24 protein-coding genes are annotated in these 24,859 nt (G+C 73.0%); 14 read left to right on the plus strand and 10 right to left on the minus strand.

Annotated elements, in window-relative coordinates:
• Genes ACZ5DS_RS32075 through ACZ5DS_RS32095 form a run of 5 tightly spaced genes read left to right on the plus strand, consistent with a single transcriptional unit; the run spans position 1 to position 8,096 of the window.
• Complete coding sequence (locus tag ACZ5DS_RS32075; RefSeq protein WP_468245476.1) at positions 1 to 4,704, plus strand: beta-ketoacyl synthase N-terminal-like domain-containing protein; 4,704 nt, start codon at positions 1 to 3, stop codon at positions 4,702 to 4,704.
• Positions 4,701 to 5,021, plus strand: a complete 321-nt coding sequence (locus tag ACZ5DS_RS32080; RefSeq protein WP_468245477.1) for an acyl carrier protein — start codon at positions 4,701 to 4,703, stop codon at positions 5,019 to 5,021. Before ACZ5DS_RS32075 ends, ACZ5DS_RS32080 begins: the two co-directional genes overlap by 4 nt.
• Before the next feature lie 3 nt (positions 5,022 to 5,024).
• Positions 5,025 to 5,837, plus strand: coding sequence for an alpha/beta fold hydrolase (locus ACZ5DS_RS32085; protein WP_468245480.1), 813 nt, complete (start codon positions 5,025 to 5,027; stop codon positions 5,835 to 5,837).
• On the plus strand, positions 5,834 to 7,018 hold the full coding sequence (locus tag ACZ5DS_RS32090) for a glycosyltransferase (RefSeq protein ID WP_468245482.1): 1,185 nt from the start codon (positions 5,834 to 5,836) through the stop codon (positions 7,016 to 7,018). Before ACZ5DS_RS32085 ends, ACZ5DS_RS32090 begins: the two co-directional genes overlap by 4 nt.
• 10 nt (positions 7,019 to 7,028) lie before the next feature.
• A complete protein-coding gene (locus ACZ5DS_RS32095) occupies positions 7,029 to 8,096 on the plus strand; it encodes a class I SAM-dependent methyltransferase (protein WP_468245485.1) in 1,068 nt (355 codons plus the stop codon).
• 31 nt (positions 8,097 to 8,127) lie between these two features.
• Here the strand turns inward: ACZ5DS_RS32095 and ACZ5DS_RS32100 are convergent, their stop codons facing one another.
• Positions 8,128 to 9,078: a lysylphosphatidylglycerol synthase transmembrane domain-containing protein gene (locus ACZ5DS_RS32100; RefSeq protein WP_468245487.1), complete on the minus strand. Its 951-nt coding sequence runs from the start codon at positions 9,076 to 9,078 to the stop codon at positions 8,128 to 8,130.
• 368 nt (positions 9,079 to 9,446) lie between these two features.
• On the opposite strand from ACZ5DS_RS32100, the gene ACZ5DS_RS32105 reads away from it, so the two are divergent.
• Positions 9,447 to 10,091, plus strand: coding sequence for a DedA family protein (locus ACZ5DS_RS32105; RefSeq protein WP_468245489.1), 645 nt, complete (start codon positions 9,447 to 9,449; stop codon positions 10,089 to 10,091).
• Positions 10,092 to 10,097: 6 nt separating this feature from the next.
• Here ACZ5DS_RS32105 and ACZ5DS_RS32110 read toward each other — a convergent pair whose 3' ends face one another.
• On the minus strand, positions 10,098 to 10,625 hold the full coding sequence (locus ACZ5DS_RS32110; protein WP_468245492.1) for a gamma carbonic anhydrase family protein: 528 nt from the start codon (positions 10,623 to 10,625) through the stop codon (positions 10,098 to 10,100).
• Between the two features lie 108 nt (positions 10,626 to 10,733).
• Between ACZ5DS_RS32110 and ACZ5DS_RS32115 the strand changes: the two genes are divergently transcribed.
• Positions 10,734 to 11,498: an acyltransferase gene (locus ACZ5DS_RS32115; protein WP_468245494.1), complete on the plus strand. Its 765-nt coding sequence runs from the start codon at positions 10,734 to 10,736 to the stop codon at positions 11,496 to 11,498.
• Between the two features lie 51 nt (positions 11,499 to 11,549).
• Here ACZ5DS_RS32115 and ACZ5DS_RS32120 read toward each other — a convergent pair whose 3' ends face one another.
• On the minus strand, positions 11,550 to 12,407 hold the full coding sequence (locus tag ACZ5DS_RS32120; protein ID WP_468245497.1) for an EamA family transporter: 858 nt from the start codon (positions 12,405 to 12,407) through the stop codon (positions 11,550 to 11,552).
• A 102-nt stretch (positions 12,408 to 12,509) separates the two neighbouring features.
• Here ACZ5DS_RS32120 and ACZ5DS_RS32125 point away from each other — a divergent pair, with 102 nt between their 5' ends.
• Both ACZ5DS_RS32125 and ACZ5DS_RS32130 read left to right on the plus strand, forming a co-directional pair.
• A complete protein-coding gene (locus ACZ5DS_RS32125; RefSeq protein ID WP_468245499.1) occupies positions 12,510 to 13,082 on the plus strand; it encodes a helix-turn-helix domain-containing protein in 573 nt (190 codons plus the stop codon).
• A 32-nt stretch (positions 13,083 to 13,114) separates the two neighbouring features.
• On the plus strand, positions 13,115 to 13,672 hold the full coding sequence (locus ACZ5DS_RS32130) for a YbaK/EbsC family protein (RefSeq protein WP_468245502.1): 558 nt from the start codon (positions 13,115 to 13,117) through the stop codon (positions 13,670 to 13,672).
• A 10-nt stretch (positions 13,673 to 13,682) separates the two neighbouring features.
• On the opposite strand, the gene ACZ5DS_RS32135 is transcribed toward ACZ5DS_RS32130, so the two are convergent.
• Entirely contained in the window at positions 13,683 to 14,759 is a 1,077-nt protein-coding gene (locus ACZ5DS_RS32135) for a cation diffusion facilitator family transporter (RefSeq protein WP_468245503.1), read from the minus strand.
• A 62-nt stretch (positions 14,760 to 14,821) separates the two neighbouring features.
• Here ACZ5DS_RS32135 and ACZ5DS_RS32140 point away from each other — a divergent pair, with 62 nt between their 5' ends.
• A complete protein-coding gene (locus ACZ5DS_RS32140; RefSeq protein ID WP_468245506.1) occupies positions 14,822 to 15,190 on the plus strand; it encodes an ArsR/SmtB family transcription factor in 369 nt (122 codons plus the stop codon).
• Positions 15,191 to 15,203: 13 nt separating this feature from the next.
• Here ACZ5DS_RS32140 and ACZ5DS_RS32145 read toward each other — a convergent pair whose 3' ends face one another.
• The 3 genes from ACZ5DS_RS32145 to ACZ5DS_RS32155 form a co-directional block, all read right to left on the minus strand.
• Positions 15,204 to 16,427, minus strand: coding sequence for a 4-hydroxybenzoate 3-monooxygenase (locus ACZ5DS_RS32145; protein ID WP_468245508.1), 1,224 nt, complete (start codon positions 16,425 to 16,427; stop codon positions 15,204 to 15,206).
• Between the two features lie 75 nt (positions 16,428 to 16,502).
• Entirely contained in the window at positions 16,503 to 18,146 is a 1,644-nt protein-coding gene (locus ACZ5DS_RS32150) for an APC family permease (protein ID WP_468245510.1), read from the minus strand.
• A gap of 202 nt (positions 18,147 to 18,348) precedes the next feature.
• Positions 18,349 to 18,756 (minus strand): CoA-binding protein, encoded by a 408-nt coding sequence (locus tag ACZ5DS_RS32155; RefSeq protein ID WP_468245847.1) that lies wholly within the window; start codon positions 18,754 to 18,756, stop codon positions 18,349 to 18,351.
• Positions 18,757 to 18,898: 142 nt separating this feature from the next.
• Here ACZ5DS_RS32155 and ACZ5DS_RS32160 point away from each other — a divergent pair, with 142 nt between their 5' ends.
• The 3 genes from ACZ5DS_RS32160 to ACZ5DS_RS32170 all read left to right on the plus strand — a co-directional run bounded on the left by ACZ5DS_RS32160 (position 18,899) and on the right by ACZ5DS_RS32170 (position 20,890).
• Positions 18,899 to 19,651: a hypothetical protein gene (locus tag ACZ5DS_RS32160; RefSeq protein ID WP_468245512.1), complete on the plus strand. Its 753-nt coding sequence runs from the start codon at positions 18,899 to 18,901 to the stop codon at positions 19,649 to 19,651.
• Positions 19,648 to 20,202, plus strand: coding sequence for a SixA phosphatase family protein (locus tag ACZ5DS_RS32165; RefSeq protein ID WP_468245513.1), 555 nt, complete (start codon positions 19,648 to 19,650; stop codon positions 20,200 to 20,202). Before ACZ5DS_RS32160 ends, ACZ5DS_RS32165 begins: the two co-directional genes overlap by 4 nt.
• 61 nt (positions 20,203 to 20,263) lie before the next feature.
• Positions 20,264 to 20,890 carry a YigZ family protein gene (locus tag ACZ5DS_RS32170; RefSeq protein WP_468245516.1) on the plus strand — a complete coding sequence of 209 codons (627 nt, stop codon included), beginning with the start codon at positions 20,264 to 20,266 and terminating at the stop codon, positions 20,888 to 20,890.
• Between the two features lie 47 nt (positions 20,891 to 20,937).
• On the opposite strand, the gene ACZ5DS_RS32175 is transcribed toward ACZ5DS_RS32170, so the two are convergent.
• Both ACZ5DS_RS32175 and ACZ5DS_RS32180 read right to left on the minus strand, forming a co-directional pair.
• Positions 20,938 to 22,380, minus strand: coding sequence for an MFS transporter (locus ACZ5DS_RS32175; protein ID WP_468245519.1), 1,443 nt, complete (start codon positions 22,378 to 22,380; stop codon positions 20,938 to 20,940).
• Positions 22,381 to 22,411: 31 nt separating this feature from the next.
• Complete coding sequence (locus ACZ5DS_RS32180; RefSeq protein ID WP_468245521.1) at positions 22,412 to 22,810, minus strand: DUF3291 domain-containing protein; 399 nt, start codon at positions 22,808 to 22,810, stop codon at positions 22,412 to 22,414.
• A 115-nt stretch (positions 22,811 to 22,925) separates the two neighbouring features.
• Here ACZ5DS_RS32180 and ACZ5DS_RS32185 point away from each other — a divergent pair, with 115 nt between their 5' ends.
• Positions 22,926 to 23,546 carry a MerR family transcriptional regulator gene (locus ACZ5DS_RS32185; protein ID WP_468245524.1) on the plus strand — a complete coding sequence of 207 codons (621 nt, stop codon included), beginning with the start codon at positions 22,926 to 22,928 and terminating at the stop codon, positions 23,544 to 23,546.
• A gap of 6 nt (positions 23,547 to 23,552) precedes the next feature.
• On the opposite strand, the gene ACZ5DS_RS32190 is transcribed toward ACZ5DS_RS32185, so the two are convergent.
• On the minus strand, positions 23,553 to 24,851 hold the full coding sequence (locus tag ACZ5DS_RS32190) for an NAD(P)/FAD-dependent oxidoreductase (protein ID WP_468245526.1): 1,299 nt from the start codon (positions 24,849 to 24,851) through the stop codon (positions 23,553 to 23,555).
• Between the last annotated feature and the right edge of the window lie 8 nt (positions 24,852 to 24,859).

Below are 24,859 nucleotides of genomic sequence, written 5' to 3' on the forward strand. Positions count from 1 at the left end.
ATGACGGAGCATCAGACCCCCGTCGCCGTCGTCGGGATGGCGGTGCTGCTGCCCGGTGCCGCAGGACTCGGCGCCTACTGGCGCAACCTGCGCGACGGCGTGGACGCGATCGGCGACGTCCCCGAGGGCCGGTGGGACGCCGACTACTACCACCCGGACTCGGCCGCGGGTCCCGCCGTCGCCGACCGGATCTACTGCCGGCGCGGCGGATTCGTGGACGGCCTGGCCGAGGTGGAGGTCACGCGGTACGGCATCATGCCCGCCTCGGTGCCGGGCACCGAGCCCGACCAGCTGATCGCCCTCGACGTGGCCGCCGCCGCGCTCGCCGACGCGGGCGGCGCGGACCGGCTGCCCGAGCGGAACCGGATCGGCGTCGCCCTGGGCCGCGGCGGCTACCTCACCCCCGGCCTCGTCCGGCTCGACCAGCGGGTGCGCACCGCAGGCCAACTCGTCCGCACACTGGGCGAGTTGTTACCCGAGCTGTCGTCCGCCCAACTGGACCGGGTGCGGGAGGCGTTCACCGAACGGCTCGGACCGGACAGCCCCGAGTCCGCGATCGGACTGGTCCCCAACCTCGCCGCCTCCCGCATCGCCAACCGGCTCGACCTGCGCGGGCCGGCCTACACCGTGGACGCGGCCTGCGCCTCCTCCCTCGTCGCCGTCGACCAGGCGGTCACCGAACTCACCACCGGCCGCTGCGACATGATGCTGGCCGGGGGAGTGCACCACTGCCACGACATCACCCTGTGGAGCGTCTTCTCCCAGCTCCGCGCCCTCTCCCCGACCCAGCGCATCCGTCCCTTCCACCGGGAGGCCGACGGCATCCTCATCGGCGAGGGCACCGGCGTCGTCGTCCTCAAACGGCTCGCGGACGCCGAACGCGACGGGGACCGTGTGTACGCGGTGATCCGCGGGACGGGCGTGGCCAGCGACGGCCGTACCGCCGGGCTCGTCACCCCCGACCCCGGCGGCCAGACCCGTGCCGTGCGCCAGGCCTGGCGGGCCGCCGGACTCGACCCCGCCACACCCCACTCGATCGGCCTGCTGGAGGCCCACGGCACCGCCACCCCGGCCGGTGACGCGGCCGAACTCGCCACGCTGGCAGAGGTGTTCGGTCCGGGCGCGGTCCACGGGGGCGAGCGGCCCGTCCTCGGCTCGGTGAAGTCGATGATCGGCCACACCATGCCGGCCGCCGGAGTCGCCGGCCTGGTCAAGGCCGCCCTCGCCCTGTACCACGGCACCCTCCTGCCCACCCTCCACTGCGACGACCCCCACCCCGCCCTCGCGGCCACCCGGTTCCGCACCCTGGAACGGGCGCGCCCCTGGGAGACCGGCCCGGACCAGCCGGTCCGGCGCGCCGCCGTGAACGCCTTCGGCTTCGGCGGGATCAACGCCCACGCGGTGCTCGAAGAGGCACCGGGCAGGGCCGTACGGTCACCCGCCCGCTACCGGACCCCGGACGCCGAGCGTGTTCTCGTCGCCGGTGACGTTCGGTCCTCTGTCCGTTCCCGGGGCTTGGAGGGGGTCGTCCGTTCCCGGGGGTCGGAGGGGGTCGTCCGTTCCCGGGGGTCGGAGGGGGTCGTCCGTTCCCGGGGGTCGGAGGGGGGTGCCGAGCCCGAGCACGTCCTTCTGCTCGCCGCCGACGACGTAGACGCGCTCGCCGCCCTCCTCGACGCCGACGACTCGAAAGTCCTCACCTCAGGCCTCGACCCCGCGCTTCCGCACCCCGACGCCGGGCCGGCTCGCCTAGGCATCGTCGATCCCACCGCCAAGCGGCTCGCCCTGGCCCGCCGCGCCGTCGGCAAGGGCCGTGCCTGGCAGGGCCGCAGCGACGTCTGGTTCCGGCCCGCCCCGCTGCTCGGGCCCGCCGGCGGCAAGCTGGCCTTCGTCTTCCCCGGTCTGGAAGGCGACTTCGCGCCCCGCGCCGACGGCATCGCCGCCCACTTCGGTCTGACCCCGCTCACCGGAACCGGCACCGACGTCCGGGTCGGCGACGTCGGACGGCACGGCTTCGAGGTCGTCGGCGTCGGCCGGCTGCTCGATGCCGCGCTGCGCCGCATGGGGGTCGTACCGGATGCGGTCGCCGGGCACAGCGTCGGCGAGTGGACGGCCATGGCGGCCGCCGGGCTGTACTCGGGCGCCCAAGTGGACGCGTTCATGGGGGAGTTCGACCCGGACAGCGTGACCGTGCCGGGCCTCGCCTTCGCCGCCGTGGGCGCCTCGGCCGACCGGGTCCGCACGGCTCTCGCCGAGGAGTGGGCCGGCTCCGGAATCGTGCTCTCCCACGACAACGCGCCCCGCCAGTCGATGGTCTGCGGGCCGGACGCGGCGGTCCAGGACTTCGTGCGCTCCTTCCGCGCCCAGGGCGTCATGTGCCAGGTGCTGCCGTTCCGATCCGGCTTCCACACGCCGATGCTCGAACCGTATCTGGCGCCCATCAAGGCGGCAGCCGACCGCTTCCGGCTCCATCCGCCGACCGTGCCGGTGTGGTCCGGGACGACCGCGTCGCCCTTCCCGCAGGACGAGGCGGCGGTGCGCGAGCTGTTCGTACGGCACCTGCTGGAGCCCGTGCGGTTCCGCGAGCTGTCCGAGGCCCTGTACGCGGCGGGGCACCGCACCTTCGTCCAGATGGGCCCGGGCCGGCTGGCCTCCCTGATCGACGACACCCTGGCCGACCGCGACCACCTGGCCGTCGCCGCCAACTCCCCGCACCGCACGGGGACGGCTCAACTGCGACGCCTCGCGACGGCGTTGTGGGTGGCGGGGGCGCGGGTGGCACCGGCGATGTCCCGCACCCCCGGGCCGATCCCCGGGCGCCGGCCCGTCCCCCTCGACCTGGACGGTGCCCTGGTGTCCCTGGCCGGACCGACCCTCGACGCACTGCGGTCGGAGCTGCGGCCGACCCGTCCGGGACCGCTGCCCATACCGGGCACATCCGCGCTCGACGACCTCGCCACCCGCTTCCCCGCCGCCGCCGAGCTGACCGCCCTGCTGCGGGACACAGCGGACACGGCGGCGGTACTGATCGCGGCAGGTGGTCGACACAACGGGGCATCAGCACCGCAGAGGACCACCGCTCGAGCCACCGCCCTGCACACCCCCGTGCCCACGCCAACCCCCACCACCACAACCCTCCACATCTCCCCCCACACCATGCCCCACCTCCTCGACCACTGCTTCTTCCCGCAGCGACCCGACTGGCCGGACATGGAGGACCGTTGGCCGGTGGTCCCCGCCACCACCATCGTCCGGCACATGATGGACGCGGCGGAGGGCGCGGCCCCCGGGATGCGCGTGGTCGCCGTGCACGGGGCCCGGTTCGACCGGTGGCTCACCGCCACACCCGCCGTCGACGTGCCCGTCACCGTCACCCCCGACCCCGGCCGGCCCGGCCGTGTCGCCGTCACCTTCGGGCCCACGGCCCGTGCCGTGATCGAACTCGCGCCCCGGCACCCCGCACCGCCCCCGCCGAGCCCGCGCCCGGACGACCCCGAACGCGCCCCCGAGCACACCGCCGACCGGATCTACCGCGACCGCTGGATGTTCCACGGCCCGGCGTTCCAGGGCCTCACCGAGCTGACCGCCGTCGGTGAGTGGCACATCCGCGGAGTGATCACCGCACCCGCGGCACCCGGCGCGCTGCTGGACAACGTCGGCCAGCTCCTCGGCTACTGGATCATGACGACCCGTACGGAACGCACCGTCGTGTTCCCGGTGCAGATGCGGCACATGCGGTTCCACGGACCCCATCCCGCCCCCGGCACACGGGTCGACTGTCTCCTGCGGATCACCTCGCTCACCGACACGCTCCTGGAGGCGGACGCGGAGCTGACCGTCGGCGGCCGGGTGTGGGCCGTGCTCACCGGCTGGCAGGACCGCCGCTTCGACAACGACCCGCAGACCCGGCCGGTGGAACGCTTCCCCGAGCGCCACACCCTCTCCGCGGCCCGGCCCGGCGGCTGGGCGCTCGTCCACGAGCGGTGGCCGGACCTCGCCTCGCGCGAGCTGATCATGCGCAACTCGCTCGGCAGCGCGGAGCGCACGCAGTACGCCGAGCGCCCGCCGCGCGGCCGCAGACAGTGGCTGCTGGGCCGGATCGCGGTCAAGGACGCCGTACGGCAGTGGCTGTGGCAGCACGGCGAAGGGCCCGTCTTCCCGGCGGAGCTGCGGGTGCACAACGACGAACTCGGCCGCCCGTACGTCACCGGCGTGCACGGCCGCACCCTGCCCCCGCTGGACGTCTCGCTCGCCCACCGGGCCGAGGCGGGCGTGGCGATCGTACGGCCGCACACCCCGCACCCCGGCCCAGGCATCGACATCGAGGAGGTCACCCCGCGCGACCCCGCGACCCTCGCCACCGCCCTCGGCGCGGACGAGCTGCGGCTCCTGCACACGCTCGGTGCGCAGGGCGGTGACGCTCAGGCCCTGTGGTTCACCCGGTTCTGGGCCGCCAAGGAGGCCGTCGCCAAGGCCGAGGGCGTCGGATTCGGCGGCCGGCCCAGGGACTTCGCCGTGCGGGAGGCCGCCCCGGACGGCAGCCGGCTGGTGGTCGCCGGCCGCCTGGAGCGCGCCTACACCGTGCACTGCACGCAGGTGAACAATCCGCCGTCCCTGGCCCCACGCGCCTACGTCGTCGCCTGGACGACGGGACCGGCGGTCCCTGACGGAGAAGACGACGCAGCAGCCGAGGAGTACGCCCGATGAACCCCACCCAGCCGGTGCCGGCGCAGCCCGCCACCGACACCGTGCTCGCCGAGATCACCGGCATGCTCCGCACCCTCCTCCAGGAGTACGGCGAGGAGGACGTGGTGATCGGCATGTCCACCACCTTCAACCGTGACCTGGAACTGGAGAGCATCGACCTCGTCACCCTGGCGGGCCTGCTGGAGGAGCGGTACGGACGGCGGGTCAACCTCGCCGAGTTCCTGGCCGGCATGGAGTTCGACGAGATCATCGAGCTGACCGTGGGTCGGCTCGTGGAGTACGTGGTGTGGAGCCTGAAGACCACGGAGGCGGGCTGAGCCATGGCGATGATCGACACCGGCGGAGTCCGGCTGCACGTCCAGCGCATGGGACCCCCGGACGGCCGTACCCCGCATGCCACGGTCGTGCTCGTGCACGGGCTGCTCACCGACAGCCTGGCCAGCTACTACTTCACCGTCGCCCCCGCCTTCGCGGCCGCCGGCCTCGACGTCGTCATGTACGACCTGCGCGGACACGGCCGCAGCGAACGCCCGCCGGACGGCTACACGCTCGACCACAACATCGACGACCTGGCGGCCCTCCTCGATCGGCTCGACATCACCGCCCCCGTGCACCTCGTCGGCAACTCCTACGGCGGCACCATCGCCTTCGGCCACGCGGCCCGCCACCCCGAACGCACGGCCAGCCTCACCCTGATCGAGTCCGAGCCCGCGACCGCCGCCTGGGCCGTGAAACTGGGCGGCATCCTGCGCCGGGTGCTGACCGAACTCGCGCACAACGAGCCCGACGCCCTCGCCTGGATCACCGCCCACCGTGGCCACAACACCGCCCGCCTCGCCAAGGGCGCCGCCCGGCTCGCCCGCGAGACCACCCTCGGCCGGGACATCCCCGCCAGCAGGGTGCTGACCGAGGACCGGATCAGGGCCGTACGCTGCCCGGTCCTCGGTGTGTACGGCGGCGACTCGGACCTGGTGGACCTGGTGCCGCTGATGGAGGAACTGCTCACCGACTTCCGGTCCGTCGTGCTGCCCGGGCACGAGCACTCGGTGCTGGTCGAGGCGGCCCCCACCGTGGGCGGACACATCCTGGACCTGATCCACTCCGTCAGCGGCGTGTCGGCGGGGGTCCGGTGAGCGGGTTCCTGTTCGTCGTCCCGCCCCTGGTCGGGCACATCAACCCGGCTGTCGGCGTCGCCGCCCGGCTCACCACACACGGACACCGGGTGGCCTGGGCGTGCGCCGACCCGGCGCTGGTGCACCGCCTCGCGGGCGAGGACGCGCACGTGTTCGGATGCGCGGGCGCGGTACCGGGCGTCGAGGGCGCCGTACGGCCGCCCGACCTGCGGGGCGCGGAGGCGCTGAAGTTCCTGTGGGAGTGGTATCTGGTGCCGCTCGCCGACGCGATGGCCCCGGGTGTCCGCGCGGCCGTCGCCGCGTTCGGCCCGGACGTGGTCGTCGCCGACCAACAGGCCTTCGCCGGCGCCCTGGTGGCCGAACACCTCGGCCTGCCCTGGGCGACCTCCGCCACCACCTCGGCCGAGTTCACCGGCGCCTACGACGGGCTGCCCAAGGTCGCCGAGTGGCTGCGGCAGCGCCTGGCCGGGCTGCGCGCCCGGATCGGCGACCCGGCCGGCACCGCGGACCCGCGCTACTCGCCGCACCTCCTGCTCATCTTCAGCACACCCGAACTCATCGGTCCTCAGGCGCCGTTGGGGCAGCGGGTCCACTACGTCGGCCCGTCCCTCACCGACCGCACGGCCGGGCCCGGCTTCCCCTGGGACCGGCTGGACTCCGGCCGCGCGAAGGTCCTGGTGACCCTCGGCACCGCCAACGCGGACGCCGGCGGCCGCTTCCTCGCCGAGTGCCGCACCGCGCTGCGCGAACGTGCCGACCGGGTGCAGGGGGTCATCGTGGATCCGGGCGGCACCCTGCCCGCCGACCTCGCCGACAAGGACGTACTGGTCCTGCCGTCCGTGCCCCAACTCCCGCTGCTGGAGCGGATGGACGCGGTCGTCTGCCATGCCGGGCACAACACGGTGTGCGAGGCGCTCTGGCACGGGGTCCCGCTCGTCGTGGCGCCCATCCGCGACGACCAGCCCGTGGTGGCCGCCCAGGTGGTGGACGCGGGCGCCGGCGTCCGGGTCCGCTTCGGCCGGGTCACCGCATCCCGGCTGGGCGAGGCCCTCGACACCGTGCTGCACGACCGCGCCCACCGGGCCGCCGCCACCCGCGTCCGCACCGCGTTCCGCGCGGCGGGCGGCGCCCGCGCGGCAGCGGCCCACCTGGAACGACTGGCCTCACACAGCAGCCCATGAGGGAGAGCCGATGAGCGATCACAGCACGAACAGCGAGCGCATCGCCGCCCTGCGCCCCGCCTACCGGGCCGACCTCGCCGACGGCACGGAACGCTTCTTCGCACCCCGCCGCACCACCTGCCCCTGGTGCGGATCGGACAGCCTCACCACCCGCCTGCACACCACCGACCTGCTCCAGCACAAACCCGGCGCATTCACCCTCGACCGCTGCACGGACTGCGGACACACCTTCCAGAATCCCCAACTGACCGGTGAGGGACTGGAGTTCTACTACCGCGACTTCTACGACGGCCTCGGCGAACAGCGCATGAGCGGCACCTTCGGCGGCCGCACCGCGATGTACCGCAGCCGCGCCGAGGCGATGGCGTCGTACGACCCCACCCCGAAGAACTGGCTCGATGTCGGCACCGGCCACGGCCACTTCTGCGAGGCCGCCCGCACCGTCCTGCCCGGCACCACCTTCGACGGCCTCGACTTCACCGACGGCGTCGAACTGGCCGCCCGCGAGGGCCGCGTGGAGCACGCCTACCGCGGCTCCTTCCCCGACCTCGCACCCGATCTCGCCGCCCGCTACGACGTGGTGAGCATGTTCCACTACCTCGAGCACAGCACCGACCCCGACCGCGAACTCCGCGCCGCCCACGAGGCCGTACGCCCCGGCGGGCATCTGCTGATCGAGGTACCGGACCCGGAGAGCCGGTACGCCCGCCTGCTCGGCCGCTGGTGGCTGCCCTGGCTCCAGCCGCAGCACCTGCACTTCATACCGGTCGCCAACCTGCGCCGGCGGCTGACCGCCCTCGGCTTCACCGTGGTCGCCGAGCAGCACGCCGAACCGCACGACCCGGTCGACCTCCTCGCCGCCGTCTGGCTGGCCCTCGACCACACCGCCCCACGCGACGACGCACCCTGGCTGCCCGAGCCCCCCGGCGCCGGCCGCCGCGCCCTGCGCACCGCCCTCCTCCTCGCGGGCGTGCCCGCCCTGCTCACGGCCACCCTGCTCGACCGGCTCGCGATACGCCCCCTGTCCCACCGCCTGGGCCTGTCCAACGCCTACCGTCTGGTCGCCCGCCGCGAGTGAACGGTTCGCACGACACCCTGGCTGACGGTGCTCACAGCACCTTGGCGCGGATCAGCGCCGACAGCACCAGGGCGCCCGGCAGGAGGGGCAGCCAGTCGGTCAGCACCCGGTAGCCGATGACGGTCGCGGTGGCGACCGCGGGCGAGGCGCCGAACGCGACGAGCGTCCACACCAGCGCCGCGTCCACCGCGAGCCCGCCGGGCGCCGGCACGGCCCCGACGGCCGTGCCGGCCGCCAGATAGGCGAGGATCACCTGTTCCCAGGGCAGCCCGAGGTCGAGTGAGGCCCCCACGCAGACCAGCGCACCCCCCTGCACCAGCGGCATCGCGGCCGCCCCGCCCCACAGGGCCAGCACCCGCCAGGGGCGGCGGTGCACCTCCCGCGCATCGCAGAGGGCGGACCGCAGCAGCCCCGTCACCGGGCGCCGCAGCGGCCGTACGACCGTCAGCAGCACGCCCGCGACGGCGAGTGCACCGGCCGCGACGGCGGCGACGGGCACCAGAACCCGCCCGTCCGGGACCAGGTCCCCGAGCCGCCGCCAGGCGGGTGAGGCGGCCAGGAACACCAGCAGCACGACGGTCTTCGCACCGGACTTGGCCAGTGAGTACAGGCCGATCGAGGCGGTCGCCCGGTCCAGGGGCACGCCCCGGGTGCGCAGGAAGCGCACCGTGACGGCGTGGGCACCGAGGCCGCCGGGCAGCGCATGGTTGGCGGCACCGGCGGCGAACTGCGAGGCCAGCAGGAGCCCGGGCGGCAGCCGGTCGGGCAGCGCACCCTGCCGGACACAGGAGGCCCCGACCCAGGTCAGGCAGACGAAGCCGCCCCCGGCCAGCAGCCACCACGGGTCGGCCGCGAACAGCCGCGCGACACCCGCGTAGGCCACGGGCCGGTTGGCCAGGGCCCAGCCCACGGCGAGCAGCAGCGGAGCCAGGACCAGGGCGAGCCGGACCGGCCGGGCGGCCATGAGGGAGCCACGGCGCACCGGAGCCTCCGGCCCGGGACAGGCAGGAGCCTCGGGCGCGGCGGGCGAGGCCGGCAGGGAGGGTGGGGAGAGCGGGGAACGTGAGGCTAGCGGGGAGAGCGGGGACAGTGAGGACACGGGGACGTCGTCCTTCCGCGGAGGGCTCCCTGGCGGGGGACCTGGGGGAGGCGGGGCGGCGAATCCGCGGGGGAGCCTTCCCCACCTGCGTGACACCGGGATGTCCGACAGTCGAAGGACCGGGGGCGGGACGGTGCCGCCGGGTGTGCGCGGGAGCCGCCGTTCACCGCCGACCAGGTAGCCTTCCCCTGGGGCGCACGGCGCAAGCCACGCTCCGGCAGACAAGGACGGCGACAGGGGAGGAATCGGCGGTGCACGTCCAGGAATGGCTCGACACGGTGCCCCCGGCGGCCGTCTACGCGGTGGTGGGCCTGGTGATCGGTCTGGAGAGCCTGGGCATTCCGCTGCCGGGCGAGATCGTCCTGGTCTCGGCGGCGCTCATGTCCTCCCAGCACTCCGGCATCAACCCGGTCGTGCTCGGGGTGTGCGCGACCGCGGGCGCCGTCATCGGCGACTCCATCGGCTACGCGATCGGCCGTAAGGGCGGACGGCCCCTGCTGGCCTGGCTGGGCAGGAAATTCCCGAGGCACTTCGGCGAGGGCCATGTCGCCACCGCCGAGCGCTCCTTCCAGAAGTGGGGCATGTGGGCCGTCTTCTTCGGCCGCTTCGTCGCCCTCCTGCGCATCTTCGCCGGCCCTCTCGCGGGCGTCCTCCACATGCCGTACTGGAAGTTCCTGATCGCCAACGTCCTCGGCGGCATCTGCTGGGCGGGCGGCACCACGGCCGTCATCTACTACGTGGGCGTCGTCGCCGAGGACTGGCTGAAGCGCTTCTCGTACCTGGGCCTGGCAGCTGCGCTCCTGATCGGCCTGACGTCGATGCTGATCATCAAGCGCAAGGCCAAGAAGGCGCAGACGGCAGACCGAGAAGCAGAACCGGTAGGCGCCGGGGAGTAGGACTCCCTACTCGTGCACCCCGCGGTGCGCCTTCGCCAACTCCGCGTACATGGTCCCGTTGAGGGTGACCCCCTGCCGCTCCTCCTCCGACAGCTCCCGCCTCACCTTGGCCGGCACCCCCGCCACCAGTGACCCGGGCGGCACCACCATCCCCTGCGGCACCAACGCCTGGGCGGCAACCAGCGACCCGGCCCCGATGACGGCGCCGTTCAGCACGGTCGCCCCCATCCCGATGAGGCAGTCGTCCTCCACGGTCGCCCCGTGAACCACCGCGTTGTGCCCGATGGAAACCCGCTCCCCGACGCTCACCGGGAACCCGGGATCCGCATGCAGCGTGACGTTGTCCTGCACATTCGCCTGAGCACCCACGGTGATCCGCTCGACGTCACCCCGCAGCACCGCCCCGTACCAGACACTCGCCCCGGCATGCAGCGTGACATCGCCGATCACGGAGGCCGTAGGCGCCACGAACACCTCCGCATCGAGCTGGGGCTCCTTCCCGCCGATGCCCACGATCAGCGCCTTCTGCGTCATCACCGTCTCCTCACGTCCGTAGTACGACGCACGGTACGACACGGAGTAGGGCAAAGATCACAGCAGCCCGCCCTCTCGCCGAAGGCAACCGCTGAGTAACGTGACCCCGTGCCGAAGCGCAAGAACACGTTCTCATCCTGGCGACGCCACCTGGTGCAGCGGGCCGTGCACACGGGCTGGTCCTGGGTGCAACGCACGGGTTCGGTGACGGCCGAGAACCCCGGCCGCTTCCGTTTCGGCTCGATCGGCGAAGCCACCCGGCTGGCCTTCCCGCTCGGCACGGTCTTCGGGGAACCCTGGATCCGCCTCGGCTCCCACTGCATCATCGGCGAACAGGTCACCCTCACCGCCGGCCTGATGCCGGACCTGGACCTCGGCCCGGATCCGATCCTGCGCATCGGCGACGGGGTCGTGCTCGGCCGCGGCAGCCACGTCATCGCCGACACCACGGTCACGATCGGCAGCGACTGCTACTTCGGTCCGTACGTCTACGTCACCTCCACCAACCACTCCTACGACGACCCGCACGAGCCCATCGGCAAGCAGTGGCCGCGCATGGAGCCGGTGGAGATCGGCCCGGGCTGCTGGATCGGCACCGGCGCGGTGATCCTGCCGGGGGCGCGGATCGGCCGGAACGTGGTCGTGGCGGCCGGTGCCGTGGTGCGGGGGACCGTGCCCGACCACGCCGTGGTGGCGGGGGCGCCCGCCCGGGTCGTACGGCGCTGGACACCTGACGACGGCTGGCAGCCGCCGCTGCGGACCCCGGCGCCGGTGCCGCTCCCGGATGGGATCACACCGGAGCAGCTGCGCGCGCTGGCCGATCTCGACGAGGAAGGCGCCGAACGGCTGGCCCGCCTCGAGGCCGACGGCTGACCCAGGACCCGTCCGCCCCTTCCCGCCTGCCCCACGAGGCCCTGCATCGCCCTAGCCGGTCGCCAGCAGCAGTGTCCCCAGCAGGGCGAGGCCCGCGCCCGCGGCCTGGATCGCGCGCAGCCGCTCGCTGAGGAAGCCGCGCGCGGCCAGCGCGGTGACCACCGGGTAGAGCGAGGCGAGCACCGCCGCGACCGTGACCGGGCCGTGCTGGGCGGCGACCGCGTAGGTGCCGTTGGCCGCCACGTCCGCGAGCCCGACGAAGGCGAGCGCCGGCAGCGCGGTCCGCGGGAGGCCGCCCTCCGGCAGGGCGGGAGAGCCGCGCCGGACCGAGGCGCACAGGGCCGCGCCGCCCACCGCGACGCTCGTCACCCGCTGCACGAACAGGGACAGGAACAGCCCGGTGACGGTGGTCGAGGCCTCCGTGATCAGCGCGAACACCGTGCCGAAGCCCAGCGCCGCGACCAGCGTGAGCAGGATCGTCCGCCGCTGCACGGGCGCGCCGCGCAGCTGTGGGCCGCCCGCGAGGACGACCCCGGTGACGGCGACCGCGATGCCCGCGACCTGCAGCGCCCCCGGGCGCTCGCCGAGGACCAGGCCCACCCCGACCGGGACGGCGACGCTGAGTGTGGCCAGCGGGGAGACCACGCCCATCGGGCCCAGCGCGAGGGCCTTGTAGAAGGAGAAGACGGCCACCGGGCCGGCCACGCCGGCCGCGACCGCGAACCACAGCCGAGGGCCCGCCTCGCTCCAGCCGCCGGTCGCCACCACGATCACGCCCAGCACGGCCGCCGCGATCGCCTGCGAGGCGACCACCACGGTCAGTGCGGGCGTGCGTCGCGTCAGCAGCCCGCCGCCGAAGTCGGCCAGACCCCACAGGAGACTGGTGGTCAGCGCGAACAATGCTGTCACGGGCCACCTCGCAGTACAGTGCAGTGAACGACTAGGTACACCACACCATAGTTCAATTAGTTGGACTGTGGAATTGAATATAGTGAACCCTCTGGATGTGATGTGTCGGACCTCGACCTGCTGACCCAGTCCCTGGCGCGCAACGTCAAACGCTGGCGTACCGAGCGCGGCTTCACCCTGGACGCGTTGGCCGCCCGAGCGGGAGTGAGCCGCGGCATGCTCATCCAGATCGAGCAGGCCCGCACCAACCCCAGCATCGGCACCGTGGTCAAGATCGGTGACGCGCTCGGCATCAGCATCACCACGCTGCTCGACTACGAACAGGGGCCCAAGGTCCGCATCGTCCCCGCCGAGCAGGCCGTACGGCTGTGGCACACGGAGGCGGGCAGCTACAACCGGCTCCTGGCGGGCACCGAGGCCCCCGGGCCCCTGGAGATGTGGGACTGGCGCCTGATGCCCGGCGACCGCAGCCCGTCCGACCCGCATCCGACGGGCACCGTCGAACTCGTCCACGTCACCGCGGGCGAGCTGACCCTCACCGTGGACGATGTGAAGCACGTCGTTCCGGCGGGTGCGAGCGCCACCTTCGAGGCCGACACCCCGCACACGTACGGCAACGAAGGGGACGTCCCCGTGGAGATGGTGATGGCCGTCTCGGTCCCGCCCGTGCGCTGAACGCCCGCCGCGCGGACTGTTAGCGTGCGGCCATGCGCGCACCCATCGGAGACTTCGACACCGCCGTCCCCGCCCCCGACTGCCTGGACGAGCTGACCGCCCCGGTCGCCGCCGCCGTACGCCACTGGCGGGGCAACGTGCCCGCGGACCGGATCGTGTACGTCGACACCGACCCGCGCTGGGCCGACACGGCCGTCTTCGTGGAGCACTACGGCCAGGACCTGCTGGAGCAGTCGGCGAACTGTGTGGTGGTCGCGGGCAAGCGGGGCGGCGAGACCACGCTCGCGGCATGTGTGGTGCTCTCGACCACCCGGGTCGACGTCAACGGTGTGGTGCGCCGCCAACTGGGCGCCCGCAAGGCCTCGTTCGCCGCGATGGACACCGCGACCGGCGAGACCGGCATGGAGTACGGCGGAATCACCCCGGTCGGACTGCCCGAGGGATGGCCGGTGCTGGTGGACGCGGCCGTGGCCGACCTGCCCTACGTCCTGGTCGGCAGCGGGCGCCGGCGCGGCAAACTGCTGGTGCCGGGCAAGGCCCTCGCGGAGCTGCCCGGCGCCGTCGTGCTCGAAGGGCTCGGGGTCGCCTGAGAGCAGGCCGTCACGCCGTGGACCGGGCCGGCAGATGATGGGCCAGCACCAGATGCGGGTCTGTCCCGCCCGGCACCGGTGCCGGGTCGGCGTGCACCAGGGCGGCCGTGAGCCGCGGTACGGCATGCAGCAGGGCGTGTTCGGCCTCGACGGCGATCGCGTGCGCCTCGCGGACCGTCGCCTCGCCGTCCACCACGACCGCCAGCTCGGCCCGCAGTCGGTGCCCGATCCACCGCAGCCGCAGCTCACCCACCTCGCGCACCCCCGGCACCGCACGCACCGCCCGCTCGGCCCGGTCCACCAGCGCCGGGTCGACGGCGTCCATCACCCGCCGGAACACCTCACGCGCGGCGTCCCGCAGCACGAGGGCGATCGCTGCGGTGATCGCCAGCCCCACGATCGGGTCGGCCAGGTGCCAGCCCAGGGCCGCGCCTGCGGCCCCCAGCAGCACGGCCAGTGAGGTGAAACCGTCCGTTCGGGCGTGGAGCCCGTCGGCGACCAGCGCGGCCGAGCCGATCTCCCGGCCCACCCGGATCCGGTACCGGGCCACCCACTCGTTGCCCGCGAACCCGACCAGCGCGGCCACCGCGACCACCGGCACATGCTCGACCGGCCGCGGGTCGAGCAGCCGCCCGACGGCCACCCAGGCCGCGAACGCCGCGGAGGCGGCGATGGTCAGCACGATCGCGAGACCCGCGAGATCCTCGGCGCGCCCGTAGCCGTAGGTGAACCGCCGGTTCGCCGCTCGCCGCCCCAGGACGAAGGCGATGCCCAGCGGTACGGCCGTCAGCGCGTCCGCCGCGTTGTGCACGGTGTCCCCGAGCAGCGCCACGGACCCGGACAACACCACCACCACGGCCTGCGCCAGCGCGGTCGCCCCGAGCACGGCCAGCGACACCCACAGCGCCCGCATGCCCCGCGCCGAGGACTCCAGGGCGGGGTCGAGCTTGTCGGCGGTCTCGTGCGAGTGCGGGGTGAGGAGGTGGGCGAGGCGGTGCCGCAAACCGGGGGAGGCGTGGGGGCGGCCGTGGTCATGGCGGTGGTCATGGGGTTCCTGGCCGTGCTGGTGGGTGTGCCGGTCGCTCACGTGGATCACCTTCCGGTGTGCGGGAATGGACGGACGGCGCCCATGGAGGCCATTATGTGCGTATGAGCGCACGCATGCACCTATCACCTGCGCATCATGCGCAGCCGCGCAGCCCCGGCGACGAGCAGTTCGCGGTCGCCGCCGACCTCCTCGCGCTGCTCGGCGACCGCACCCGCCTCACCCTGCTGCACTCGCTCACGGCGGGGGAGGCCGACGTCACCACGCTCACGGAGGCGTGCGGTGCCGCCCGTCCCGCCGTCAGCCAGCACCTGGCCCGGCTGCGCCTCGCGGGCCTGGTCACCACCCGCAAGGAGGGCCGCCGCGTGGTCTACTCGCTGCGCGACGGCCATGTGCGCCGTCTGGTCGGCGAGGCCCTGAAGGTGGCCGACCACCGCCTCGCCGAGAAGGCCACCGCCGCCCCCGAGGGCTGAGCCGCCGTCCCGCTCAGTACGCGGCGGCCGCCCCCAGATACTGCTCGGCGAAGGACGCCGCCGCGGCGGGCGAGGTGAACACGCGGCGCAGCCGGGCCAGCGTGGTGCCCGCACGGAACGGATCGCCCGAGGCGACGCCGTGATAGATGTCCGACAGCCACTGCGAGAACTCCTGGTAGTCCCACACCCGCCGCAGGGACGCCGCCGAGTAGCCGTCCAGGCCGCTCGCGTCGCCCCGGGTGACGTACGCGACGAGTGCGTCGCCGAGCAGGAAGGCGTCGTACAGGGCGAGGTTCAGGCCCTTCGCGGCGATCGGCGCCGTGAGATGACCGGCGTCGCCCGCCAGCAGCAGCCGCCCGTGGACGAGGGGTTCGACGACGTAGTGGTGCATGTCCAGCACCCGCTTCTCGATGAGCCGGCCCTCGGTGAGCGGCGGCGCGCCGGCCGCCCCGAGGCGGGTGCGCAGCTCGGTCCAGACCCGCTCGTGCGGCCAGTTCTCCGGATCGTCGCCGGGCGGGCACTGCAGGTAGTAGCGGGTGACCTCGGGGCTGCGGGCCATGTGCCCGGCGAACCCGTGCGGGTGGATGCCGAACAGCACGCAGTCGGAGGAGGGCGGGGCCTCGGCGAGCAGCGCCAGCCAGCCGATGCCGTCGTCCTGCCGCGCGATCCGCGCGCGCTCCGCCGGGATCGCGTCCCGGGTCACCCCGCGCGCCCCGTCGCAGCCCGCGACGAAGTCACAGCGCAGCAGCCGCCGTTCACCCGTCTCGGGGCACTGGTACGACACGGCGGGCCGGTCCGAGTCCAGGTCGTGCAGGCGTACGTCGCGCACGCCGAAGCGGATGTCGCCGCCGCGGACGTCGGCGTACTCGCGCACCAGGTCCGTCACCAGCAACGGCTGCGGGTACACGTAGTGGTGATGGCCCGTCAGATCACCGTAGGAGAAGCGGTACCGCTCACCGCCGAAGCGGAACTCGCAGGCGTCGTGCACCTGGGCGCGCGCCAGCAGGTTCTCGGCCAGGCCGCGCCGTGCGAGTTCACGGACCGCCCATTCCTCGATGACGCCGGCTCTCGGCCGGGTCTCGATGAACTGCCTGCTCTCGGTCTCCAGGACCACGCAGTCGACGGAGGCGGCTCGCAGGACGGCGCCGAGGGCGAGCCCGGCGGGCCCGGCGCCCACGACGACCACCGTACGGCGTTCCTCGGGCGCGGAGCCGGGGTGGGGGGAGGGGTGCGTCACCCCCACATTATGACGGTGTCCCGTCAGCCACGGCGGAGTTGCCGCGGCTGACGGGACACCAGGGGAGATGCGAGGTCAGTGCGCCGGAGCGTCGGTGACCACGACCTCGTCGATGCTGCGCTCGATCGCCTCGGTCTTCGAGGCGGTCGCCTTGGCCCAGTAGTAGATGCCGAGGGAGAAGGCCGCGACGACGAGGATGTCCCACCACAGGGGGATGTTGCCCTTGCTGCCCTCGCCGAAGCCGCCCTGCCAGGAGATCAGGCCGATGCCCAGCAGGTAGGCGGGCAGCCACTGCGCGGCCTTGAAGTCCATCCGCGGCGCGTCGGGCTTGTTCGTGGCGTTGGCCCACAGGGCGTAGGAGCCCAGCAGCACGTAGCCCAGCAGGATGGCGAAGCCCAGGCGCCACAGCGTGTTCCAGCCGGCCCAGTAGATGATCAGGTTGGCGACCACGAACGACAGCGGGGAGATGAGCTTGCCGAAGGGCAGCCGGTACGGGCGCTCGAAGTGCGGCAGGCGGTTGGCGAAGACGCCGTAGGCCAGCGGCGCACCCGCGTACATCAGCACGCTCGCCGAGGTGATGAAGCCGACCAGCTCCTGCCAGCTCGGGAAGGGAAGGAAGCAGACCACACCGGTGACGAAGGACATGATCAGACCGAACCAGGGCACGCCGCGCTTGTCGGTCTTGACGAACGCCTTCGGCAGGTAGCCGTTCTTGGCCAGGCCGTAGGAGACGCGGGAGGTGGCGGTGGTGTAGATCAGGCCGGTGCCACCGGGGGAGATGATCGCGTCGACGTAGAGCACCCAGCCCAGCCAGCCGAGGCCGACCAGGGTCGCGAGGCCCGCCCACGGGCCGCTGATGCCCGGGAAGTCGAGCTTGGCCCAGCCGTGCGCGAAGGAGGTGTGCGGCAGCGCGGCGATGAACACGACCTGGAGCAGGACGTAGATCACGGCGCCGATCGCGACCGAGCCGAGGGTCGCGCGCGGCAGGTCCCGCTTCGGGTTCCGGCTCTCACCGGCCAGCTGGATGGCCTGCTCGAAGCCGAGCAGCGCGAAGATGATGCCGCTGGAGCTGATCGCGCCGAGCACGCCCTTGGCGCCGAAGGGCGCGAAGCCCTCCGAGGTGAAGTTGCTGGCGTGGAAGTTGGTCGCGGCGATGACGAAGATCGCCCCGAGCGGGACGGCGATCTTCCACCAGGTGGCGGCGCTGTTGGTGTGGGCCAGGGCCCGGACGCCGAAGAAGTTGACGCCGACGAAGACGGCCATGAGGACGACGGCCGTGACGAAACCGCTGGTGGTCAGCGTTCCGTCGGCGTGCAGCAGGCTCTGGGCCCACTTCCAGTGACCGGCGTAGCCGATCATGGCCTCGACCTCGATCGGGGCCACGGTGGCCGCCTGCAGCCAGGCGAACCAGCCGAAGGACATGCCGGCCAGACCGCCGAACGCGTAGTGCGGGTACCGGGCCGTGCCGCCCGCCACCGGGAACATGCCGCCGAGTTCGGCGTGCACGAGCGCCAGCAGGACGATGGCGACGGCGCCGATCACCCACGAGATGATCGCCGCGGGGCCGGCCACGACGACCGCCTTCTCGGCGCCGTACAGCCAGCCGGAGCCGATGATGGAGCCCACCGAGGCCCACATCAGACCGATGAGCCCGACGTCGCGGCGCAGGCCGCCGGCGTCCTTCGTGGCTATAGGCGCGGCATGGTCGACTTTCACCATGTCAAGTGGCCTCTCAGATCGAAAACGCAGATTTAACGAGCAAGGACGCCACAGGCTAGGAAGGCTTTCCGTGTCGGCAAAAGACTGATTACCAAATCTTGACCTAGGATCTTGTCCGTCTTGGGAACTGGCTTTGCACAGGTCAGACACCCAACCCGAATGTCAATATTCAGCGCCGGATTGTGATGAAGAGGGAGTAACACTAGGTCAGGAGGGGAATTTCGATCGCCGGACACCGGTCCATGACCATGTCCAGGCCCGCCGCCCGGGTCCGTACGCACGCCGCTTCGTCGACGACACCGAGCTGGAACCAGACCGCCTTCGCGCCCTTCGCCACGGCCGCGTCGGCGACCCCGCCGGCCAGCTCGCCGTTGACGAACACGTCGACGACGTCGACCGCGAAGGGGATGTCCGCCAGGGAGGCGTACCCCTGCTCGCCGTGCACCGCCTCCGCCCTCGGGTGCACCGGAACGATCCGCTTGCCGTAGCGCTGCAGCACCTGCGCGACCCCGTACGCGGCCCGCCGCCGGTTGGCGGACAGGCCGACCACCGCCCAGGTGTCACCCAGCTCGGTCAGAATCCTGCGGATCGTCGCTTCGTCGTCGTACACGGCGGCCTCCTCGGGCTGTGTGGGGATGGTCGTCGGGGAAACAGCGCCCACCGGGTGCAGATTCCCCCCGCTACCCCGCCACGGTGACCTGAATCGGTGCAAGGTGCCTGCGTACGGCCGCCCGCGCGCCTACGCTCGGGCCGTGCTGCACATCCTCGACGCCCGAACCGGTGAGCCCGTCTCCGCCGCGCCCGCCCGCCGCGGCCTGACCCGCATCGAGGCCTACGCCACCGGCCTCGATCCGACGGCCCTGCGGGTCCTGCTCACCGCGGACGTCCTGGTCCGCGCCCTGGAGCTCGGCGGCACTCCGGTCTGGACGATCCTCACCGCGCCCCGCCGGCACGCCGAACTCCGCAAGGCCGCGACCACCCTGGCCATCCGCCCCTTCGAGGACGGCCGCGACCTCGCCTCGGGGCTGGGCGAGGCGCAGGCGATCCACGTGGTGGGAGCGGACACCGAGGGAATCCCCGGCGAGGGCCCGCTCCTGGCCGTCGCACCGGTGGTGGCCACGGGGCCGGACGGCCGTCACCCGCTCGATCTCCCGGACCTCCTCGCCGACCCCACCGCCCTGCGCCTCGCCCTCCTCTCCGTCCCCCGCGGCACGACGGCACGGCTGGATGCGGACCGGCTCGACGAGGCCGCACGGAGCCTCGCTCGCTGGCGGCAGGCCGTCGCCCGGTGGGCGCGGCAGCCCTCGCGGCCGGTGCCCGACGCGGTGCGGGCGCGGTTGCGGGCCGCGTGGGAGGACGATCTCGACCTGCCCGGGGTGCTGGACGTGCTGCGGGATGTGGAGAGCGCACCGGGGCTGCCCGACGGCGCCCGGTTCGAGACGTACGTCTACGCGGACCGCCTGCTCGCCCTCGACCTCGCCCGTGACCTCGGGGGGCTCGCATGATCGAGCGGGCGGGCGCGGGCCCGCTGCGCCGGCTGGTGGTTCTGCGGCACGCCAAGTCCGCCTGGCCCGAGGGCGTCGAGGACCACCGGCGTCCGCTCGCGCCGCGCGGCCTGCGGGACGCCCCGGCCGCCGGGCGCGCCCTCGCCGAGGCCGACTGCCTGCCCGACCTCGCCCTGTGCTCCACCGCCGTACGCGCCCGCCGCACCTGGGAGCTGGCCTCCGCCGAGTGGGGCACACCGCCCCCGGTGCGCCACGACCGCAGGCTGTACGCGGCCGACGTACCGGAGCTGCTGGAGGTCGTGCACGAGACACCGCGCGAGGTGGAGACGCTGCTGCTGGTCGGGCACAACCCGGGGCTGGAGGAGCTGGTCCTGGAGCTGGCCGGTGACGGTCTGGAGGACACGCTCGACCGGGTCCGCGAGAAGTTCCCGACCGCCGCGGTCGCCGTGCTGACCTGGCGTGGCACCGGCTGGCCGGCCCTGGCTCCGGGCACCGCCCTGCTGACGTCGTTCATCGTGCCGCGCGGAAAGAAGGAGAAGGGGAAGGAGTAGCCCGGCCCGGCCGCCGTACACCGCGATCAAGGACGGCCCGGGGCTCGCATAGGCTGGCGGGATGCAGGACGAGTACCGCACAGTCGCCCGCGCGGGCGTGCACGAGACCGAGGTCAACCGTTCCCGTTTCCTGTGCGCCCTCGCCCCGGCGGCCACCGAGCAGGAGGCCCAGGAGTTCATCGCGGCCGTCCGCAAGGAGCACGCCGACGCCACGCACAACTGCTGGGCGTACGTCATCGGCGCCGACGCGGGGGTGCAGAAGGCCAGTGACGACGGCGAACCGGGCGGCACCGCCGGGGTGCCCATGCTCCAGATGCTGCTGCGCCGCGACATGCGGTACGTGGTCGCCGTCGTCACCCGCTACTACGGCGGCGTCAAGCTCGGCGCGGGCGGGCTCATCCGGGCCTACGGCGGAGCGGTCGGCGAGGCCCTGGACGCGCTCGGCACGCTCACCCGGCGCCGCTTCCGGCTGGCCACGGTGACCGTCGACCACCAGCGCGCGGGCAAGGTCCAGAACGACCTGCGGTCCACCGGGCGCGAGGTCCGGGACGTGCGCTACGACGAGGCCGTCACCATCGAGATCGGCCTGCCGGACGCCGACGTGGACGCCTTCCGCGCGTGGCTGGCCGATGCGACGGCGGGCACGGCCGGGTTCGAGCTGGGCGGAGAAGCCTACGGCGACGCGTGAGGTCCGGCCCCCGTACCCGGTGGCCGGACCTCACGCCTGTCAGGCGTTCACGCCTCCTCGGACGCCGCGCTCCGCGAGCGCGGAATGCCCAGGGCGCACAGCGCGCCCACGAGGACCACGGCGACGCCGACCCACACCGCCGGGTGCAGGCCGTCGACGAACTCCTGGGGGCTGCGGGTGCCGCCGTGCGCCGTGAACACCGTGCTGAGGACGGCGATGCCGAGCGCCCCGCCTATCTCCCGGACCGTGGTGTTCGCGCCGGAGGCCTTGCCCGCGTGCTCCTTGGCGACCGAGCCGAGTACCACCGCGGCCGTGGGGGCGAACACGAAGCCCATGCCGATGCCCGCGACGATCATCGGGCCGACCATCGACGAGTAGGCGGTGTCGGTGTCCGCGACCAGGTTGATCCAGCCGAGGCCCACACCCTGCAGGAACAGGCCGAGCGCCATGAGGCGGCCGCCGCCGACCTTGTTGGTGAGCACACCGGCGACCGGCGCGACGAACATCGGCATCAGCGTCCAGGCCAGGGTGCGGACACCGGCCTCCAGCGGGGTGCGCGGGGGCACGATCTGGAGGTACTGGGCCAGCAGGAACAGCGAGCCGAAGACCCCGAAGTACATCGCCGCTGAGACGATGTTGGTGAGGGTGAAGGCCCGGACCCGGTAGAACGACAGGGGCAGCATCGGCTCCGCGACCCTGGCCTCCCACAGGACGAACGCGGCGAGCAGCACCGCACCCCCGGCGAAGGCGCCCAGCACCTTCGCCGAGCTCCAGCCGTCCGTGTCGCCGTGCACGATGCCCCACACCACCGCGCACAGTCCGGCGGCGGCCAGCATCATGCCGATCAGGTCCAGGCGGACCCCCGGCAGCGAGCTCTCGCGCAGCGTCAGCAGGATGAGCGGGACGGCGACGACACCCACCGGCACGTTGATCCAGAAGATCCACCGCCAGTCCAGCCCGTCGACCACCGCACCGCCCACCACCGGGCCCATCGCGACGGCCAGGCCGCTGATCCCCGACCACAGGCCGAGGGCCAGTCCGCGCATCCGCTCCGGCACGGCCTGGGACAGCAGGGTCAGCGACAGCGGCATCACGGCCGCGGCCCCGAAGCCCTGGATCGCCCGGAACGTGATCAACTGGGCGCTGGTGTCGGCCAGTCCGCAGCCCGCGGAGGCCAGCGTGAACACCACGATGCCGAGCACGAACAACCGTCGCCGGCCGAACCGGTCGCCGAGCGCGGCACCGGTCATCAGCAGACAGGCGAAGCTGAGGACGTAGGCGTTGACGAACCACTGGAGTTCCTGGGTGTCGGCCTTCAGGTCGACGGCCAGGGTGTGCAGCGCGGTGGAGACGACGAGGTTGTCGAGCGCGACCATGAACATGGGCACGCTGCAGGCGACGATCGCGAGCCAGAGGGGTACGCGGCGGCCCTCCGGCGCGGGGGTGGGGACCGGGTCGTCGAGGACCGGGGTCTCTTCGGACAGCGTCATGGCGGGGGTCTCCTGATGGGGTGGGCGGGGGTCAGGCGTGCGTGTCCTGCTCGGCCAGCCGGCGCTTCGCGTCGGACCAGTCGAGGGGCAGGTCGGCCGCGGGGACCTGCCAGAACGTGAAGACCGAGTGCTTCATGACGGGCCGCAGCCCGGTCATGATCGACTTGTGCGGCTCGGTCCGGGCGTAGGTGTAGAGGGCGTCCTTGTCCTGCCAGGCCGAGAGCGTCCAGAAGGTGCGCTTGAAGGGCTCGGCGATCAGTGAGGCGCCGTAGGCGCCGGGCGCGCCGGACACCTGCTTCCAGGCAGCCAGGGACTTCAGGAAGAAGCGCGGGACGTCCTTGAGGGAGCGGACCTCCAGACGGGACGCCATGACGAACGCCGCGGCGTCCGGTGCGGGCTTGTTGACGCTGGTCCAGGGCAGGGTGGGCATGGCTACGGCCTTCTTGGGTCAGAGGCAGGACGAAGTGGAGGGCCAGAAATTGGATACCTCTACTATCTATGTTAGACAGTAGAGGTATCCAGTTTTCAAGAGCGGAGCCGAACCGATGCGCATGTCCGAGCTGAGCCGCCGCAGCGGCGTCTCCGTGACGACGATCAAGTACTACCTCCGGGAGGGCCTGCTCCCGGCCGGCCGGCAGACCGCGGCGACCCAGGCCGAGTACGACGAGCAGCACCTGCGCCGCCTCCGCCTGATCCGTGCGCTGACCACGGTCCGCGGGCTGCCCGTCAGCACCGCCAAGGACCTCCTCGACGCCCTGGACCAGCACACGGGCGACACCCACCGCAGCCTCGGCCTCGCCCTCGGCGCCATCCGGCTGGCCGAGGAGCCCCCCGAGCAGGCCCCCGAGGGGGCGGAAGTCGAGGCGCTGGTCAAGGAGCTGGGCTGGGACGTGCACGAGAGGGCGCCCGCTCGCGCCGCGCTCGCCGAGACCCTGACCTCGCTGCGCTCGCTGGGCGTCCCGCTGGACTGGCACACCTTGCTGCCGTACGCCCGCCTCGCGGAGCGGACCGCGGTCCTCGATCTCGACCAACTGGACGGCATCGAGGACCCGTTGGAGCTGGCCGAGCGTGCCCTGCTGCTGACCGTCCTCCTGGAGCCCGCGCTGCTGGCGCTCAGGCGCATGGCCCAGGAGAACGAGTCGGCACGGCGGCACACCGAGCGCTGAGACCGGTCAGGACAGCTCGCGCAGGATCTCGGCCGCGGCCTCGGCCCCGGCCGAGAACGCGGCCTCGTGGGAGCCGATCAGATCCGGGCCCAGCTCCTTGGAGTGGAAGTACGACCCGGCCAGCTTGACCCGGGTGCCCTCGTTGGCCCGGTAGATCACGGACTGCCGCTCGCGCAGCGCCATGTCGATCACCGGGTGGGTGTAGTCGAACGCGGCGATGACCGTGTCCGGGTCGAACGGGCGGGGCGGGTCCAGCGTGACGAAGTAGTCCCGCTCGGCCTCGAAGTCCTGGAGCCGGTTGAGGTAGTAGGTGACGAAGCAGCGGGTCGCGCCGTCCACCTGGACCTTGCCGTAGTTCCAGGCCCGCCGGCTCCCGGCGTCGGTGGGCATCAGCGACGGGTCGGTGTGCAGCACCACCCGGGACCGGCTGTAGCGGACGCCCTCCAGCGCCGTCCGCTGCGCGCTCGTCGGGTTCTCCAGCAGCGCGAACGCCTCGTCGGCGTGCGTGGCCAGCACCGCGTGGTCGAACCGCTCCGACCCGGCGGCCGTCGTCACGATGACCCCGTCCGCCTCCTGCCGTACGGCGGTGACCGGCGAGGAGACCCTGAGGTCGGGGCCGATCGCCGCGAGCGCCTTGCGCACGTAGGAGATCGAACCGCCGCCCACCGTGCGCCAGTCCACCCGCCGGCCGCCGAGGCCGCCCTCGTCGTGGCCGACGAAGAACGCGATGACCGTGGCTGCGGGCATCTCCCAGACCAGTTCGGCAGGCACCGACCAGACGGCGGAGCAGAGCAGGATCAGATACGAGTGGCGGAACTCCTCGCTGTATCCGCCCCGGTCGAGGTAGTCGCCCATCGACAGGTCGGCGCGGCCCCGGACGAAGTCCCGCCGGCTCTCCTCGTGGAAGCGGCGCACCTCCCGCCAGACGTCCGGGAATCCGGGGTACTCGGCGGCGTAGCGCTCCTCGATCGCGCTCTCGTCGAGTTCGAGCTCCTCGGTGCCGTACTCCAGGCCGCTGTCGAGGTCGAAGAAGGTGAACCCGCCCGGATGCGGCACGGTGTCGACCCCGAGCTCGTCGAAGAACGCGGTCAGCTGCGGGTAGAAGCGCCGGTTGCAGACGATGAACGCCGTGTCCAGGCCGAGCACATGCCCGCTCTCCTCGACCTCCACGGTGTTGGCGTGGCCGCCGGGGCGGTCCTCGCGCTCGAAGACGGTGATCCGGGCACGGTCGCGCAGACGGTAGGCGGCGGACAGACCGGCGGGGCCGGCGCCGATCACGGCGACGGTCGGCGTGTGCTGGGACATGGCGGGTC

The sequence above is a fragment of the Streptomyces sp. NPDC031100 genome, assembly GCF_055570785.1.